The sequence below is a fragment of the Pseudoalteromonas agarivorans genome, from assembly GCF_024518735.1.
Lineage (GTDB): Bacteria > Pseudomonadota > Gammaproteobacteria > Enterobacterales > Alteromonadaceae > Pseudoalteromonas > Pseudoalteromonas atlantica.
The window spans coordinates 275,496-292,094 of sequence record NZ_JANIGJ010000003.1 but is presented as its reverse complement, the minus strand read 5'-3'; the positions used below and the strand labels follow the sequence as shown (position 1 = coordinate 292,094).

The 16,599-nt window shown below is 40.3% G+C and carries 19 protein-coding genes; 17 read left to right on the top strand and 2 right to left on the bottom strand.

Annotated features, from left to right (window positions below):
• From NQT65_RS07955 to NQT65_RS07925, 7 genes are all read left to right on the top strand, one after another.
• On the top strand, window positions 1-927 hold the full coding sequence (locus NQT65_RS07955) for an ABC transporter permease (protein ID WP_024032830.1): 927 nt from the start codon (window positions 1-3) through the stop codon (window positions 925-927).
• Window positions 928-994: 67 nt separating this feature from the next.
• Window positions 995-2,062 carry a BMP family ABC transporter substrate-binding protein gene (locus tag NQT65_RS07950; protein WP_256850879.1) on the top strand — a complete coding sequence of 356 codons (1,068 nt, stop codon included), beginning with the start codon at window positions 995-997 and terminating at the stop codon, window positions 2,060-2,062.
• A 78-nt stretch (window positions 2,063-2,140) separates the two neighbouring features.
• Window positions 2,141-3,517 carry a uracil-xanthine permease family protein gene (locus NQT65_RS07945; protein WP_054981699.1) on the top strand — a complete coding sequence of 459 codons (1,377 nt, stop codon included), beginning with the start codon at window positions 2,141-2,143 and terminating at the stop codon, window positions 3,515-3,517.
• Between the two features lie 30 nt (window positions 3,518-3,547).
• The gene (locus tag NQT65_RS07940) at window positions 3,548-4,282 is read left to right on the top strand and encodes a DUF5020 family protein (protein WP_256850878.1); all 735 of its coding nucleotides are present in this window, start codon (window positions 3,548-3,550) and stop codon (window positions 4,280-4,282) included.
• Window positions 4,283-4,496: 214 nt separating this feature from the next.
• Window positions 4,497-6,395: a TonB-dependent receptor domain-containing protein gene (locus NQT65_RS07935; RefSeq protein WP_256850877.1), complete on the top strand. Its 1,899-nt coding sequence runs from the start codon at window positions 4,497-4,499 to the stop codon at window positions 6,393-6,395.
• A gap of 9 nt (window positions 6,396-6,404) precedes the next feature.
• Window positions 6,405-7,418, top strand: a complete 1,014-nt coding sequence (locus NQT65_RS07930) for an MBL fold metallo-hydrolase (RefSeq protein WP_256850876.1) — start codon at window positions 6,405-6,407, stop codon at window positions 7,416-7,418.
• A 105-nt stretch (window positions 7,419-7,523) separates the two neighbouring features.
• Entirely contained in the window at window positions 7,524-7,919 is a 396-nt protein-coding gene (locus NQT65_RS07925) for a DUF4019 domain-containing protein (protein WP_241232317.1), read from the top strand.
• Window positions 7,920-8,102: 183 nt separating this feature from the next.
• On the opposite strand, the gene NQT65_RS07920 is transcribed toward NQT65_RS07925, so the two are convergent.
• Window positions 8,103-9,002, bottom strand: coding sequence for a LysR family transcriptional regulator (locus tag NQT65_RS07920; protein ID WP_138685306.1), 900 nt, complete (start codon window positions 9,000-9,002; stop codon window positions 8,103-8,105).
• A 222-nt stretch (window positions 9,003-9,224) separates the two neighbouring features.
• Here NQT65_RS07920 and NQT65_RS07915 point away from each other — a divergent pair, with 222 nt between their 5' ends.
• The 7 genes from NQT65_RS07915 (at window position 9,225) to NQT65_RS07885 (ending at window position 13,746) form a co-directional block, all read left to right on the top strand.
• Window positions 9,225-10,379 carry an iron-containing alcohol dehydrogenase gene (locus tag NQT65_RS07915; RefSeq protein ID WP_004587069.1) on the top strand — a complete coding sequence of 385 codons (1,155 nt, stop codon included), beginning with the start codon at window positions 9,225-9,227 and terminating at the stop codon, window positions 10,377-10,379.
• Window positions 10,380-10,526: 147 nt separating this feature from the next.
• The gene (locus NQT65_RS07910) at window positions 10,527-11,120 is read left to right on the top strand and encodes an RDD family protein (protein WP_256850875.1); all 594 of its coding nucleotides are present in this window, start codon (window positions 10,527-10,529) and stop codon (window positions 11,118-11,120) included.
• 42 nt (window positions 11,121-11,162) lie between these two features.
• The gene (locus NQT65_RS07905; protein ID WP_256850874.1) at window positions 11,163-11,627 is read left to right on the top strand and encodes a hypothetical protein; all 465 of its coding nucleotides are present in this window, start codon (window positions 11,163-11,165) and stop codon (window positions 11,625-11,627) included.
• Between the two features lie 20 nt (window positions 11,628-11,647).
• Entirely contained in the window at window positions 11,648-12,142 is a 495-nt protein-coding gene (locus NQT65_RS07900) for a hypothetical protein (RefSeq protein WP_256850873.1), read from the top strand.
• A gap of 50 nt (window positions 12,143-12,192) precedes the next feature.
• On the top strand, window positions 12,193-12,516 hold the full coding sequence (locus NQT65_RS07895) for a hypothetical protein (RefSeq protein ID WP_121638324.1): 324 nt from the start codon (window positions 12,193-12,195) through the stop codon (window positions 12,514-12,516).
• A 2-nt stretch (window positions 12,517-12,518) separates the two neighbouring features.
• On the top strand, window positions 12,519-12,938 hold the full coding sequence (locus NQT65_RS07890) for a hypothetical protein (RefSeq protein WP_121638325.1): 420 nt from the start codon (window positions 12,519-12,521) through the stop codon (window positions 12,936-12,938).
• A gap of 172 nt (window positions 12,939-13,110) precedes the next feature.
• Entirely contained in the window at window positions 13,111-13,746 is a 636-nt protein-coding gene (locus NQT65_RS07885) for a trimeric intracellular cation channel family protein (protein ID WP_256850872.1), read from the top strand.
• Window positions 13,747-13,749: 3 nt separating this feature from the next.
• On the opposite strand, the gene NQT65_RS07880 is transcribed toward NQT65_RS07885, so the two are convergent.
• The gene (locus NQT65_RS07880; protein WP_256850871.1) at window positions 13,750-14,115 is read right to left on the bottom strand and encodes a GNAT family N-acetyltransferase; all 366 of its coding nucleotides are present in this window, start codon (window positions 14,113-14,115) and stop codon (window positions 13,750-13,752) included.
• Window positions 14,116-14,472: 357 nt separating this feature from the next.
• Between NQT65_RS07880 and NQT65_RS07875 the strand changes: the two genes are divergently transcribed.
• The 3 genes from NQT65_RS07875 (at window position 14,473) to NQT65_RS07865 (ending at window position 16,324) form a co-directional block, all read left to right on the top strand.
• Window positions 14,473-15,312 (top strand): DUF417 family protein, encoded by an 840-nt coding sequence (locus NQT65_RS07875; RefSeq protein WP_256850870.1) that lies wholly within the window; start codon window positions 14,473-14,475, stop codon window positions 15,310-15,312.
• Window positions 15,313-15,329: 17 nt separating this feature from the next.
• Entirely contained in the window at window positions 15,330-15,581 is a 252-nt protein-coding gene (locus NQT65_RS07870) for a Rho-binding antiterminator (protein WP_256850869.1), read from the top strand.
• Between the two features lie 440 nt (window positions 15,582-16,021).
• Window positions 16,022-16,324 carry a hypothetical protein gene (locus NQT65_RS07865; protein WP_162986020.1) on the top strand — a complete coding sequence of 101 codons (303 nt, stop codon included), beginning with the start codon at window positions 16,022-16,024 and terminating at the stop codon, window positions 16,322-16,324.
• Window positions 16,325-16,599 lie beyond the last annotated feature (275 nt).

Genomic DNA, 16,599 nt, shown 5'->3' with positions numbered 1-16,599 from the left:
ATGGATTTAGAGGTATTCACAAATATTTTATACGCCACTATTCGCACCGGCACGCCTTTATTGCTGGTGGCTCTAGGTGAAATGGTATGTGAGAAAAGCGGCACACTTAACCTGGGGCAAGAGGGCATGATGCTATTAGGCGCGGTGGCAGGGTTTATAACCATGTACCAATGCGACAACCTCTTTATAGGCTTTAGCGTGGCTGCGCTTGTGGGGGTTATGGCGTCGTTAGTATTTGCGTTTGTAGCACTTAATTTAAATGCTAGCCAAGTGGCTGCTGGGTTAGCGCTAACTATTTTTGGCACGGGCTTGTCGGCATTTTTAGGTGTTGATTACGAGGGTAAAACCATTAATGCCTTACCTACTTTAGCAATTGCAGGGTTTGAGCATATTCCGCTACTGGGCAAAGCGCTGTTTTCGCAAGATGCCATTGTGTATTTAAGTTGGGCATTAGTACTTGGTGCTTATTTATTTTTTAAATACCACAGGGCAGGGCTTGCGGTACGCGCCATTGGTGAAAACCCAGGCGTTGGTAATAACTTAGGCTTGCCTGTAATGCGTACTCGCTATTTAGCGGTGATGTTTGGCGGCGCAATGGCGGGTATTGCAGGGGCGTACTTGTCGCTTGCTTACACCCCCCTTTGGACACAAAACATGACCTCGGGACGTGGCTGGATAGCACTGGCTTTAGTGGTATTTGCAAGTTGGCGAATTGAGCGGGTAATGCTAGGCGCTTATTTATTTGGTTTTGCCAGCATTATGCACTTAGTGGCACAGGCGCTTGGCTTAGCGGTGGATTCTAATTTACTGGCCATGCTGCCTTATGGTGCAACGCTTATAGTACTGATTATGCTAAGTAAAAATAAACAAAAACTAAAAATGTACGAACCCATGTGGCTAGGTAAGCCTTGGCATAAGGGCCATTAAAAATTTTATACAAAGAGTAACAATAAGCCTTCAACAGGATATTAAAAATACAACACGGAGAATAACAATGAAAAAACTAATAACAGCGCTTGGCGTAGCACTTAGCTTAGGGTTAAGCGCGAGTGCAATGGCAAAAGACAGCGTAAAAGTTGGGTTTGTATATGTAAGCCCGATTGGCGAAGCTGGTTGGACTTACACCCACGATGTAAGCCGCCGCTACCTAGAGGATAAATTTGGCGAAAAAATAGAAACCACCTTTGTAGAAAGCGTACCTGAGGGCGCCGATGCAGAGCGAGTTATTACACAACTAGCCAAAAGCGGGCACGATTTAATATTTACCACCTCGTTTGGCTACATGAACCCGACCATTAAAGTGGCCAAACGTTTTCCTAACGTAAAGTTTGAGCATGCAACAGGTTATAAACGCGCTAAAAATGTGGGCACTTATTTTGACCGTATTTACGAAGGGCGCTACCTAACCGGTGTTATTGCTGGGCACATGAGTAAATCTGACAGTATTGGCTATATTGCCGCGTTTCCTATTCCTGAGGTAATACGCGGTATTAACGCGTTTACTTTAGGCCTGCGCTCAGTAAAACCTAACGCAAAAGTAAAAGTAGTGTGGGTTAATAGCTGGTTTGATCCTGGTAAAGAGCGCGAAGCTGCCGACAGTTTAATCGACCAAGGTGTTGATATTATTACCCAACACACCGACTCACCCGCCCCACTTCAAGCCGCAGAAGCCGCCGGAATATACGCCATTGGTTACCACTCAGATATGAGCGGCTATGGTAAAAAAGCGCACCTTACGGCGCCTGTGCATCATTGGGATGAGTTTTACGCCGAGCGCGTGCAGCAAGTGCTTGATGATAAATGGGAATCGCAAAATGTATGGAAAGGCATAGATGCCGGTATGACCCGCTTAGCGCCGCTGAGTAAAGACATTCCTGCCAATGTTGTTGCCGAGGTAGAGGCGATTAAAACCAAAATTGCCAATGGGGAGTTTCATCCATTTAGTGGCCCAATTAACAATCAGCAAGGTGAGCTGGTAACTAAAGCCGGGCAAACAATTGATGATAAAACCTTACTGGGTATGGACTTTTATGTAGAGGGTGTTGAAGGGCAGCTTAAATAAGCGCCACTGTATTTAAATTAAAACCTGGGCAAGGCATTTATACCTTGCCCATATTAAAGCGCTAAAAGGATGTTGACTATGTCAAACCAAGAAGCAATCTCAGAAGACATAATTTACGCAGTAGATGATAAACCCGGGCTGACCGAATCCTTTTTTGCTGCCCTGCAACATGTACTGGCAAGTTTTGTAGGTATTATTACGCCCACGCTTATTATTGGTGGCGTGTTGGGGCTTGGTAGCGAAATACCGTATTTAATTAGTATGGCGTTGTTTGTATCGGGGGTTGGTACATTTATTCAGGCTCGCCGTGTGGGGCCAATTGGCTCAGGGCTTATTTGCGTACAAGGCACCAGCTTTGCGTTTTTAGGCACTATTTTGGCAACCGGTTTTACCGTAAAAGCCACTGGAGGCGGAAACGATGAAGTACTTGCCACCATTTTTGCTGTGTGTTTTTTAGCAGCCTTTGTAGAGATATTTATTAGCTTTTTTATAGAAAAGCTTGGCAAAGTAATTAAGCCTGTAGTGACCGGTGTGGTGATCACCACCATTGGGGTTTACCTCATTAAAGTAGGTATGACGGACATAGGCGGCGGGCAATGGTTGTTAACTAATATGCCTGAAAAGTTTGCCTCGCCAAGCAACTTAATTGTGGGTTTTTCGGTGGTGGCGCTGGTGGTATTACTAAATGCTAGCAAAAATCAGTGGGTAAGGCTTACCGCTGTAGTCGTTGCCATGTTAGTAGGGTGGTTACTTGCACTTATTTTAGGTATAGCCAAATTTAAAATGGGCGAATTTGATTTAATCGCCATGCCATTACCCTTTAAATATGGTTTTAATATTGATTTTGGCGCCATGATTGCCTTTAGCTTTTTATACCTAATTACCGCCATTGAATCCACAGGCGATATAACCGCAAATTGTGCGGTGTCTAAATTACCGGTAAAAGGCGCAAGCTATTTAGCGCGTATACGCGGAGGTATTTTAGGCGATGGCGTTAACTCAATGATTGCTGCCGCATTTAATACGTTTCCTAATACTACTTTTAGCCAAAATAACGGCGTTATTCAGTTAACCGGTGTAGCAAGTAGATACATTGGCCTGTGGATTGGTGTAATTTTGATTATTTTAGGGTTATTTCCGGTGATTGGTGCCGTGCTACAAAATATTCCTAAACCAGTGCTAGGCGGTGCAACGCTTGTTATGTTTGGTACCGTGGCAGCCGCAGGGGTAAAAATTCTTGCAAGCGAAAAAATAAATCGTCGTAGCTTACTTATTATTGCGGTGAGCTTAGGTATGGGGCTAGGGGTAAGCTTTGTGCCCGAAATGTTTATAAATGCGCCTAAGCTGGTAACCGCTATTTTTGGCAGCGCTGTAACGGTATCGGGTTTAACCGCCATCGTTATGACGCTTGTTTTACCAGAAAATTATTCAGCAAGTACAGATCATCTTAACTAGACTAATAAAATTATAACAAAGGGATTAACAATGAAAATTACAACAATTAAAAAATTAGCCTTAGTCAGTGCTATCGCGTTGTGTTCAAGTAGTGTGTCGGCAAAAGAGCTGTGGTCAGATTTTAGTATAACCGCCATGACCGGCGCCGATTACCTCGAGCCGTTTTCGGGGGAGGAAGATGACAGAAGCGTAGTAACCATTGAGCATGCATCGGGGCATACATGGGGCGGTACCTTCTTTTTTATGGATAGATTAAGTAACCCCGATGAAGTATACGGAGAGCTAAACATAAACCCAACGCTATACAAGCCACAAAACAGCTTTGTTAAAGAGGTATTTTTAGGCCTGCAAACAGAATATGGCTCGGGCGATACCGATCAAAATAACTACTTATTAGGTGGCGGCGTATCGTTAGATGTACCAGGGTTTCAATATTTTAATGTGGCTTATTACCGTCGTTTTCAGGACGATATTGGCATAGAGCGTGAAGATAACAACCAAATAACCGTAACGTGGGGCTATAACAAGGGTAACTTTAGATACGATGGCTTTTTAGATATTGTTGACAGTACCGACACTATGTTTGGTAAAAGTGAAGGCGGTTTTAACTTTACCTCACAACTTAAATACAACATTGCTCCTATGCTTGGCCTAGACACAGGTCGCCTTGATGTAGGCATAGAATACGTATATTGGAAAAATAAGTTTGGTGTAGATGGTCAAACAGAGCACAACCCAAATTTGATGGTTAAATGGCATTTTTAAAACTTTAAGCGTTACAGAATACAAAAAAGGCTGCTAGTTAATGCAGCCTTTTTTGTATTATTAAACGCAATAAAATTGGCTTATTGTTAATAATGACACTGCAGTAACCCGCATCTTAATCGGTTAAGTTTTGTTGTGAATTAATGAAATGTTAATTGCTGAATGTATTGATAATTGTTATCATTACGCAAAATGACTAATTAAATACCACGTAATGACTCTGAAAAACACTTTAGCTCTGCCTCTAATTGCTGTCGCGCCATTTTACACTTTGGCTAACGCTAACAATGATATAGAAACAATAGTAGTGACCGCCTCTGGCTTTGAACAAACCTTAGCGCAAGCGCCAGCTTCTATTACTTTAATTAGCAAAAAGCAGCTAGAAAACCGCGCTTATAAAGACTTAACCGATGCACTTAACGATGTTGCAGGGGTTACGGTTACCGGTGGTGGCTCGCGACAAGATATAAGCGTGCGTGGCATGCCAGCGCAGTACACTGCTATTTTGGTAGACGGTAAAAAGCAGTCAGGGCGTGAATCACAACCAAGCGGCAGCGGTGGCTTTGAGCAAGATTGGCTGCCACCACTAGACGCTATTGAACGTATTGAAGTTGTGCGTGGGCCTATGTCTACGTTGTATGGGTCGGATGCAATTGGCGGCGTTATTAATGTTATAACCCGTAAAAATTACGACAATTGGCATGCTAATGTTCGCCTAGAAACCACACAGCAAGAAAACAGTAATTCGGGTGATGAATACCAAGGGCAAATATATGCAGCGGGGCCATTAATAAAAGATTTATTAAGCGTTAACCTTTCGGCTCTTTACCAAGAGCGTGAAGAAGATGAAATTGAGCGCGGTTACGGTGAAAAAGAGCTGACAAGTTACAGTGGTACACTGCATTTAACAGCCACCCAGCACGATGTGATATCGCTTGAATACAGCGAACACGATCAAAAACGTATTTCTACCTCGGGGCTATCGTTACCTAGTCGAAATAGCTCTAGCGAAACGAACAATAACCGCAGCACGTGGTCGTTAGCACATAAAGGTAGCTATAGTTGGGGCGCTGCGCATTCGTATATTCAACAAGAGTCGGTTGAAAACGAAGGCCGTGAAATAACCATCGAAAATACCTTAGCAAATACGCAGTGGTCAATTGCACTTGAAAACCACCATGTAACATTAGGCGGCGCATTTGAACAAGAAAAGCTTGATGACAAAACAACAAACGCAGCCACTATTACTAAAATAGATAACAAACAATGGTCGCTATTTGCTGAAGATGAGTGGAGCTTACACCCCGATTTTACCCTTACCACGGGTTTACGAGTTGATGATAACGAGCAGTTTGATTCGCACTTGAGTCCACGCCTATACGGAGTTTGGAATGTTAATGAGGCATGGACCTTTAAATCGGGCGTAGCTACCGGTTACCGAGCGCCAGATTTACGCGAGCTTAGCCCTAATTGGATCCAAAGCAGCCGCGGTGGCGATTTATATGGAAATGCTGACCTAGAGCCCGAAACATCCGTGAGTAAAGAAGCGGCTGTGTATTATGCTAACAGTGATTTTCAAACTAATATCACGGTTTTTCATAATAGCTTTGAAGACAAAATTAACACCGTTTTATGTCCTCTCACAGTGTGTGGTGATGAAACCGACCGCTATAACATCAATATTGATAAAGCGGTGACTTATGGGGCTGAGCTAAATATAGAAACAATGTTAAGTGCAGATATTACCCTTGCAACTAGCTACAGCTATACTTTTTCTGAGCAACGCAGTGGCGACAATAAAGGCCAGCCACTTACGCAAATACCTAAACATTTAGCAACGCTAAATATTAACTGGGATGTAAGCGATAACATTAATACGTGGGCACGTGCTAATTACCGCGGTAAAGAAACCGAAGCAGCCTCTATAACTAGCCGTTTAACCTCAGCCCCTTCTATTGCAACAGCAGATATAGGCAGTGCGTGGCAAGTAAACGGTAACGTTAAAGTTATGTTTGGTATTTACAATATATTTGATAAAGCAACCAGCTACGATGAATACGGCTATGTAGAAGATGGCCGACGCTACTGGCTAGCTATAGATACAAAACTATAAGGGGTGTTTATGCCAAAGTTTATATTATCTGCTGTGGTACTTAGCTTTTTAGCTACGTACCCGGCTATTGCGCAAAATACACAATTAACAGCGCAAGATTATGTCGAAAAAGGCATGCAGTACGCTGATGAGTTTCCGGGGTTAACAAGCCTATGCGATATACAAAACCCGTTACGTGATTTAACAAAGCGTGTTCGTACTAATAATGAAGGTAAAAAGCGCAGTAAAAAGTTGGGTAGTAAACGGCGCTCATCAACGATTGAACCTACACAAGTGTTTGACAACCTTTATTATGTAGGTACTGGTGGAGTGGCAAGTTGGGTAGTTAAAACATCACAAGGGCTTATTGTTATTGATGCGCTAAATAACAACGAACAAGCTAAAAATTACATTGAAAAAGGTTTGCTTAAACTAGGCTTAAACCCCGAAGATATTAAGTATTTAATTATTAGCCATGGGCATGGTGATCATTACGGTGGGCAAGAGTACTTAGTTAATAAATACAAACCGCGTGTTGTAATGAGTGAGGTTGAGTGGCGACGCTTAGAACAACCAAAGCTTGATTTTGAAAGCCCACGTTGGGGCAAACGGCCAACAAGAGATATAAGCACAAAAGAGGCAGATACAATTACGCTTGGCGATACTAGCATTGGCGTTTATTTAACGCCTGGACACACCCCTGGCACTATTTCGTTGTTGTTCCCAGTATATGATAACGGCAAAAAACATATGCTAAGCCTGTGGGGAGGGACTGGGCTAAACTATGGGCCTGATATTGAGCGAATTAGCGCTTACAGTGTTGCCGCTAAACGTTTTGGCAATGTGGCAATGCAAGCCGGTGTAGATGTGTTTATATCAAACCACCCTAAACGCGATGGTTCGTTTGAGCGCATAAAGCAACTTAAAAATAGAGCCCCCGAGGCGGCGCATCCATTTGTAATAGGCCAAGAGCAAGCCTCGCATGGTTTTTCTATGTTGAGCGATTGCACTTACGCGCAGGTTTTAAAAATTAAAGGAGAGTAAGGCACTTATTTGCAAAAGTTTTTAATATTAGGGGTTAACCATTTAACCAATGTGTTGTAATTTGGAGTATCTATATTTACTTTTAACGCCAGATTAAAAGGAAGAATGATGAAACCCCTCATTTTAATTTTATGCTTGTTTATAAGCTGCTCAGTGTGGTCCGAAACCACTAAAAATATGCCCGTAGCAATAAACTGGTTACAGTTAATTGATGCGGGTGAATACACAAAAAGTTGGCAACAAGCCGATGCGCTATTTAAATCACAATTAAGTAAAGCAAACTGGAAAAGCGCCCTAAACACAGTGCGTGCGCCACTAGGTAAAGTGGCTACGCGAGAACAAATAAGTGCTAATGCTTACTCATCTTTACCTGGTGCCCCGCAAGGTAAATACCTTATTGTGCAATTTAAAACGCAATTTTCAGCAAGGCTTGCGGTGGAAACCCTTACATTAAGTAAAAGCAGTGGGCAATGGCGCGCGGTTGGCTATTTTATTAAATAACCAGCGTTCAATACCAATCCGTAATAATACATAATGATTTTCAGGGGCTAAACGTGTCGCTATCTGCGTTAAAAAATTCTCATTTAGAACAACTAAATAGCGAATTTTTTGCCTTGCTATCATCACGTTTACCCATCCTCAAAATAGATCACTTAATTATGCGGATTGGTATAAGTTAAAAAACTATTTTGCGTATTTATTAATATTAGAAAAAGCCATTAACACATCGCGGGCATAATTAAGCCGCGGGTGAGCAAGCGCCCCTTTACGCCACGCTAAGTACAAATTGTTTTCCGGCCCTTGCGGACCAAGTTTAATTAATCTACCCGATTGAATATCGTCATGACATATATAATCAGGCAGCACGGTATAGCCTACACCAGTTCTTACTATGCCAGCGAGCGCGCGTATGTCGGGGCAGCGGGCAATTATTTTTGACGTACAGCTTTGTTTAAATACAGTATCAAAATACTGGCGTATAAGTGGTAATTGACTGTCGTAACTGACCACTGGCAGCGTATTTAAAAGTGCTGGCGTAATGGTTTGCCCCTCTAAGCTTTGCGCTAATAAACGGTGCGCCACCAGTACTAGCTCTTCGCTGTCGAGCACTTCAAAGTCGTAAATTTTGTTATCGGGCAGGGAGGCTGTAATAGCCATATCGGCAACGCCGGTGTCGAGCGCTGAATAAATTTGCTCACGATTACCAGGCAGCACGACCACATCAACATTGCCTGCTTGTAACAAATTTGCCAGCTGTGCAGAGGCAACATAACTAATATATTCGGCGGGCCCGGCTAGTGTAATCGTTCCGCTCACATCGTTTGAACGGGTGCGTACAGAGGCGACTTTTTGCTCTATAGCATCAAGGTGATTTGCCACTTGGCCTGCTAAATCGTGGGCGGCATTACTTGGCTCTACACCTCGGTGACGCCGCTCAAATAACGATTTACCTACTACCGACTCCATTGTTTGTATATGCGCGGTTGCAGCCGGTTGCGACAGCCCCAAATTTTTAGCAGCCCGAGAGATGTTTTTACAACGATATACCTCAACAAAGGTGCGTAATTGTACAAAATAAGACATAAAAACATTAGGTATCAGAAATCCGATGGGTAAAGCAAGATTAACTGAATTCTAGTTATTGTAAAGTGCGCGTACACTTGCGCTCGTTCAGTTAGACATTAAACGTTTTCATATTTAATTTATAAAATAGGTTATTAATTACTTGAAAGTTAACTATTAATTCCCATTTTATAAAGCAATGAGCACTAGGGGCTGAGCCCCGTAACCAAGTAGAGTACAAATATGTTAAATTTTGCATTTAAAAACCGCACCGAGATTTTATTCGGCAAAGATCAAATTAATGAGATCGCAAGCCGCGTACCAAGCCAAGGCAAGGTCATGTTTTTATACGGTGGCGGTTCGATCAAAAAGAACGGCGTATATGACGATGTAGTAAATGCACTTGAAGGTGTGGACTTTGTGGAGTTTTCGGGAGTTGAGCCAAACCCAACTTACGAAACACTTTCAAAAGCTGTAGAAATTGTGAAAGAGCAAAACGTTAGCTTTATATTAGCTGTAGGCGGCGGTAGTGTTATCGACGGCGCTAAATACGTAGCGGCAGCAGCAAAATACGAAGGCGACGGCTGGGATATTTTAGTTAATGGCGCAGAAGTAAAAAGTGCATTACCTATTGGCGCGGTATTAACGCTTCCGGCTACTGGCTCAGAAAGCAACGGTAACTCGGTTGTTACCCGTAAAGAAACCCAGCAAAAACGTGCCTTTGGTACGCCAATAGTGCAACCGCAATTTGCTGTGCTTGATCCTACGTATACATTCTCACTGCCAACTCGCCAAATTTCTAACGGTGTAGTTGATGCGTTTGTACATGTTATTGAGCAATACTTAACGTATCCAGTTAATGCGCCACTGCAAGACCGTTTTGCAGAAGGCATTTTATCTACGCTAATTGAGCAAGGCCCTAAAGCCCTTGAAAACCCAGAAGATTACGATGTTCGTGCAAACGTAATGTGGTCGGCAACGATGGCACTAAATGGCTTAATTGGCCAAGGCGTACCGCAAGATTGGTCTACGCATATGATTGGCCACGAGCTAACAGCGCTTTATAGCTTAGATCACGCTGTAACACTTGCAATTGTATTACCGCCGCTTATGTTTGTTCAGCAAGAGCAAAAACGGGCTAAAATTATTCAGTTAGGTGAGCGTGTATTTGGCCTTGATATGCAAGACAAAAACGAGCTGATTGATGCAACCATTAAACATACTCAAGACTTTTTTGAGCAAATGGGCATTAAAACAAAACTTGGCGATTACGACCTAGGTGAAGACGCGGTTGAAGCCGTTGCCAACAACCTTGAGCGTAACGGCATGACAGCCCTTGGCGAACATGGCGATATTGACATAGCTAAAGCGAAGAAAATTTTAAGCCTAGCGCTTTAATTTAATTGTTTTTTGAATGGCGCTTTTTAGCGCCATTTTTTATGCTCAAAAAGCTAAATGTTGAGCTAAATTTTTGACATAGATTATTGAATAAATTACTAAAGCTATGCTACTTTGGGTTAAATTACGTAAAGGAATACCCCAAGCATGGACACCCCAATAGACTTTTCTACCTACACATTAGATGAACTTTACTCCAGCGCAAAAGTCATTGACCGAGAACGTTTTCCTGAGCGCGCAAAAGAAATAGACGAGCTTATAAAAACCCGAGAAGCGCAAGATCCCGCACACAATGCCGACCTAAAAATAGCGGGAGAAAAAGCATCACGCGGGGACAGGTTTGTTGCTGCTATTATTGACGGCCTATTAGGTATAGCATTTTTTATACCTGTAATAATGTATATCGGTTTTGATAACTTAAGCCAACCAAATCTGGGTTTATCTGCATTTTTATTTGTTTACGGTTTGTTTTCTACGTTAGTGCTTCATGCCTACCTTATGTATCACTGTGGACAAACTATTGGTAAATACTGTATGTCTATTCGTATAGAAAACCTAGACGGCACAAAAGCAAGTTTTATAACTATTTACTTTAAACGCATGTTACCTATGCAGCTGCTATCACTAGTCCCTTCGGTAGGTCAGTTTATTGCTGGATTTGTAAACCCTGCATTTATATTAGGAAAAGATAAACGCTGTTTACACGATCATATAGCGGGAACAAAAGTGAGTAATATTTAGCAATAGCAATACTCAGCGAAGGATAATACTTTAAAGGGATTTATGAAAAAACTAACAAGGTACAAAAAAACACCCAGCGCAAAACTACTTTGGACGCTTGGTTTCAACACATTTATCGCAGTTATAGTTTTATTTTGGGTAGAGGTATTTATTGAACAGCCTTTGCTGCATCAATTTTTATACTTATTTGCATTTGTCCTATTGAGGGTATTTTTACAATGGCATTATATGAAAAAAGAGCAATGCCATGCGGTTGAAATTGTTGATGGCGAGCTTGAAGTATTAGGTATAACGATCAAAGTACATGAACTTGAAGAAGTACTGTACTGCCAAACTAAGCGTTTTGAGCATATTTTAAGATTTAAGTTTAAAAACGCGACATACCAAGATATTGAAATAACCGCCTCAGATTTAATTGACGACCTACGTTTTTACTATTTTATGGTAGATAACGGCCTGCCAGTAAAAATGACAGATGATAGTGGCCGTTTTTTTGACGAAGATTAACAGCGTAGCAAGGTGCAGTAATGAGCATACAGGCTTTAAGGTTTTTGATGCTAGCAAGTGTGCTCTTTAGTGGATATTCACATGCAGACTTACTTGAAGGATGTTATTCAAGGAGAGACAAAATAACGAGCGCGATCCCTATGCTTAACGACGATGGAAGCAAAAGTAATGAGCGTTTTAAATTAAAAAGGAGCTATGTAAATGTATTTAAAAAAGAAGATAAATACTTTGCAGAAGGCCTTATCTGGGGCTTTAACTTTCATATTTGCACTATCACTGCCCCACTAGAGGGGACGAAAGAACCATTACCTTTAGCCCTAAAGGGTAAAAAATTGGTGTTTGAAGAGAAAGAGCCCGAATACGATATTAACTGTAAGTTTGAGTTAGAATTTGATGAGAATGGTTTAAATATTAAGGATGAAAACTACCATTGTTCTAACTATATTTTTTACTGTGGTGCACATGCAAGTGTGCATGACGTTCAGCTAGCTAAAACCAACAAAGGCTGTAATTAACTAAGCGAGTTTATTATTTAACTTAACGATACAGCTAACAGGGACTTACCATGCGCGGCTTGTTATTATTTATTGGTTACTCATCTTATATTGGCAGTGTGGGCGATGGCCTGCTCGGTGTATATGCGCTTTGGGTTTTAATCAGTAATAATTTAGCATTTTTAAGCTTATCGCTTAATGACTTTTTAGCGCAGTATGTAGAGTTTATATATTGGGTGAAGCAGGTTGCGTTTTATGTAATGCCCGAAGGCTTTGCCAATTGGTTATTCGGCATTCCAGCCGTTATTTACTTTCCCGTACGTATACTAATGAGCCTAATAATTGGCTGGTGGGCACTAAAAAAGGCAGCTCAACTAAAAGCTGAAAGATACTAAAAGTGGTTACATATAAAAAATTCGACATACTCTTTCTTGACGGTGTCGCAGGGCTACTTGCAGGTTTAACGTTGTTTAGTTTTCAAGGATGGTTTCACGAAGTTTATTCTTTACCTCTATATATCCTTCAATTTATTACAGCAGCTAATATGCTTTATGGTGCGCTGGCATTATTGTTGGCTTCTAAAAGAAAAAGAAGCTTTTTGATCATTAAATTATTAGCTTTAGCTAACACATTTTGGACATTGATTTGCATCTGTTTCATTTTTATATACCTAGATTCTGCAAGTTGGAAGGGTATAAGCCTATTAATTTTAGAGTCTCTTTTTGTTGGCTATTTAGCTTATTATGAATGGGTTAATCGCAATAACTTAATTTACAGTCCTACTTATAAAAAATGTGTAAAAACTACTCACTTTTAAAATAATTACCTTTTTAAATACCGCATATCACAATAACCCATCATTAATTTCATCAAAAATTTATTAACTTATTGTTTTTAATTGCATTTTCAATCCTCGCTTTTGGCTTTTGCTAATTACATCTGGCATATAAATTGATACACCAATGTATAAAATTTAAAAGGGAATGCACATGACTGCTGAATACTTTATGGTGCTGGGGCTGCTCGGAGTGGCTTTTTTTTCGGTTGCAGGAGCACTGCTAGGCTACGAAAAAAACATAAGTGGTTTTGGGGTGGTTGTGGTGGCTACTGTCACTGCGCTTGGCGGCGGTACTCTCAGAGACATTTTGCTAAATAAGCCTGTATTTTGGATTGCTACGCCCGAATATTTATACTCAACTTACGCCGCCATTGTAGCCACAATATTATTTGTACGTTACTTGCCTCATGTAAATAACTCTTATTTTTTATTCGTCGATGCCATAGGCATGGGTTTGTTTAATATTATGGGGATCGAAAAAGCGCTGATTAGCGGCACAGGTATGTTAATCGCCATTACTATGGGTGTAACAACCGGTATTTTTGGCGGGCTTATACGCGATGTAATTTGTCGTGAGTTGCCCTCGGTTATGCGAAACGAACCTTATGCCTCAGCGTGTTTAATTGGCGGCCTAGTTTATGCTGCGCTGTTTACCATAGAAGTCGATTACATTTGGTGTATTTTAGGCTCACTTTTTACCACTGTATTTTTAAGATTAGGCTCGCTTAAATGGGGCTGGCACCTAACCATTTTCAGAAAAAAAGATTTTAAAGATCAAAGAGAGTAGCTCTTAGTTATTTATAGGCTGGGTTTGCATATGGTACTCATAGTTATCTTCCCCAGTGATCTTAAAGCCTAGTCGAGTATAAAGTGCTTTAGCAGGGTTGTTTTTAAGTACTGTTAGTTTGATAGGCTTTAAGTTTGCAGTTTTAATTACTTGCTCAATAACGCCTCTGCCGTAGCCTTTATTTTGATGGTTGGGGTGTATTTGTAATTGCATTATTTCAATGTGGCTACCCGATACCTTGTACTTTAGCGTACCTATGGTATTACCATTAAACTGTATAAGATGAGAGCAATCGTATTGCTCGTCAACCCTTTCATTATGCTGTTGCTCAGTTAAAAATAAGCCGGCCACCTCAAGGTGCGCTACCATAGTAAGTTTTCTAAGACATAATTAATAACCTGAGCCTTGGCTAATAAATCTATCTCAAGCAGCTATTTTTAGCGCTAACTGCGTTGAATTTACTTGCAATAGGCTAGCTATTGACGCGCAAATACGCCTTGTTTTCACTTAAAATTTCTAGCTAGAGAAAACAGACCCAGTAACATTACTAACCAACTATATTTAAATCTCTTAACCAAAGCTCAGGTTAAACCTCTTTTCACGCGTGGCTTTTCTAAACGTAAAAACCAAAATGTCCTTCCTTGTATTTAAAAACTTAACTTTAGTTGAATCACTTTTTGTAAAAATTAGGTCTTTATTAGCCATTACAGGTTTAATGGGCACACAATGAACATAACACACACAAATAACGCACTCACCTTTTTACTTACACTCAGCTTTGCATTACTTGGTGTATCGTTTGCTTTAGGTGCAAACCCAAACACACTCTCAGCTACCTTTAGTTTTTATGAACTTGATACCTTACTCAGTAACAATACATTAGGTTTGCTCACAGGCACCGCGATGATTGCGTTGGCAGCCACCACCTTAGCTGCGCATTTAAAATTAATAAAGCCTGTGCCTGCAGTTATACTCGCATTAGTTGTTAGCATAGTGCCTTTGCTTACCCTATTTGCCAGTAACCGCTGGATGGCACAGTTAGGCGGCTTTCCAATTATTGGCAGTGGGCAAGGCATAATTAAATACTTTGCTGTTATCCCTTTGTATTTATTTTTGTTTTATAAAAATAAACTAACAGACAAACAACACGTACTTTTAAACTTTATACCGGTTGCTATGGTGTTACTGTGGATTGGCGGCATGAAATTCTATGAATTTGAAGCCAAAGCCATTGTAGGCCTAGTAGAAACCTCACCGTTTATGTCGTGGTTATACACGGTATTTAGCGTACAAGGCGCATCAAATATCATTGGTGGGTTTGATGTATTATTTGCAGTACTACTTGGTGCGGGCATTTTACTTAACAATAAAAAGCTTATTATTGTTAGTGGCTTAGCGTGTTTAAGTGTATTTTTAATGACCCAAACATTTTTAATTACCGCAAACGGCGCGTTTAGCTCAAGCACGTTATTAGAGCGTTTAGGGCAATTTGTAATTAAAGATTTATGGTATGTAGGTAACTTAATTGTTATTGCCACTTTAATGCTACTTAAACCTGCTAAATAATATATAAAGAGGACGTTATGATCAGTTGCAACCATTACGATTACATCGAAATTGCCTCTATGCACCATTTAAGCGTTGAGCTTATTTTAAAAAATGGTGATAGTGTATGTGGTGTAGCAACTGATACAAAACGCAATGCACTCAAACAAGAGTGCATTGCCATTAATGTAAGCGGCGAGCTAAAGCTTATTGTGCTCACTACAATTAGTCTACTTAAAGCGCGTGAGAGTAATCCTTACTTTGATCATGTGAACTTTGATGTAAAGTAAATCACTAACCAATTCGTTTTATCATAAACACTCCAGCGGGCCTGTTTCATTATTATGTTAAGGCTCACTTATCTAACTAGTGCTTTAGCTAATTACGTGCTAAATACATACATTCCAAAACGCCAATTAAAACAACACCAAGCTCTTTTTATATTCTGCGTAAAAATACAGTAATCAATTGAACCAAAATAGGAACTCGGCTATTGTTTGCTTATTAACAAAAACAAATAAAAAACGAATTAATCTACATACTCGTTAGAATTTAAATCTCATAGGTGCTTATGCGTTATATATATTTTTGCTTACTATTATTTTTAAGTGGTTGTGCTTCAGCCCCAAGAAATGCTTTAACTTTTGACCAGGTACAGCTACCTCAACCAAATGAAGAACATAGTGTTTTGGTATTCCATAGGTTGTTTACCCCACCAGCGGCATCGGATATGCGTGTAAGTATAAATGATAAAAAAATCGTAGCACTACCAAACAATACTTTTTCTTACATAAAATTACCGGCGGGTAACTATGATTTAAAAATTAGCTGGAGCCCACTCACAGGGGTATGGAGTAATACAAAACAGCTAATAATTGCACCTAATCAAACTAAATTTTTACAATTAAATAGCAGTGTTTATACGGCAATAGGTGTTGAACTTGGTTCGAGTAAACACGATCCATCTAACAAAGAGTCCGCAGAGGCCTTGCTAAGACAGTGCTGTAAATATGTACAAGCTACCAAACTCTAATAACTAGCTTTTTTATTATTACCTAGCTTATTTTAACCAGCTATTTTAAGCCGTAAAATTGTTGCGTTGAGATTGTAAAATTACTTCTTTTAATTAAATTAGGCTGTTGGAGCTATTCTACAGTCTAATTATATTACTAAAGGATTATCTTGAAATACTCTAGGGGTTTACTCTTTTCAGTAGGTTTGTATTTATTGCTAGTTGCTTTATCAACAATAGCAACAAAGATTGTTGGCTTTGATGAGATGATTCTAAGCACATCATACATTTATACT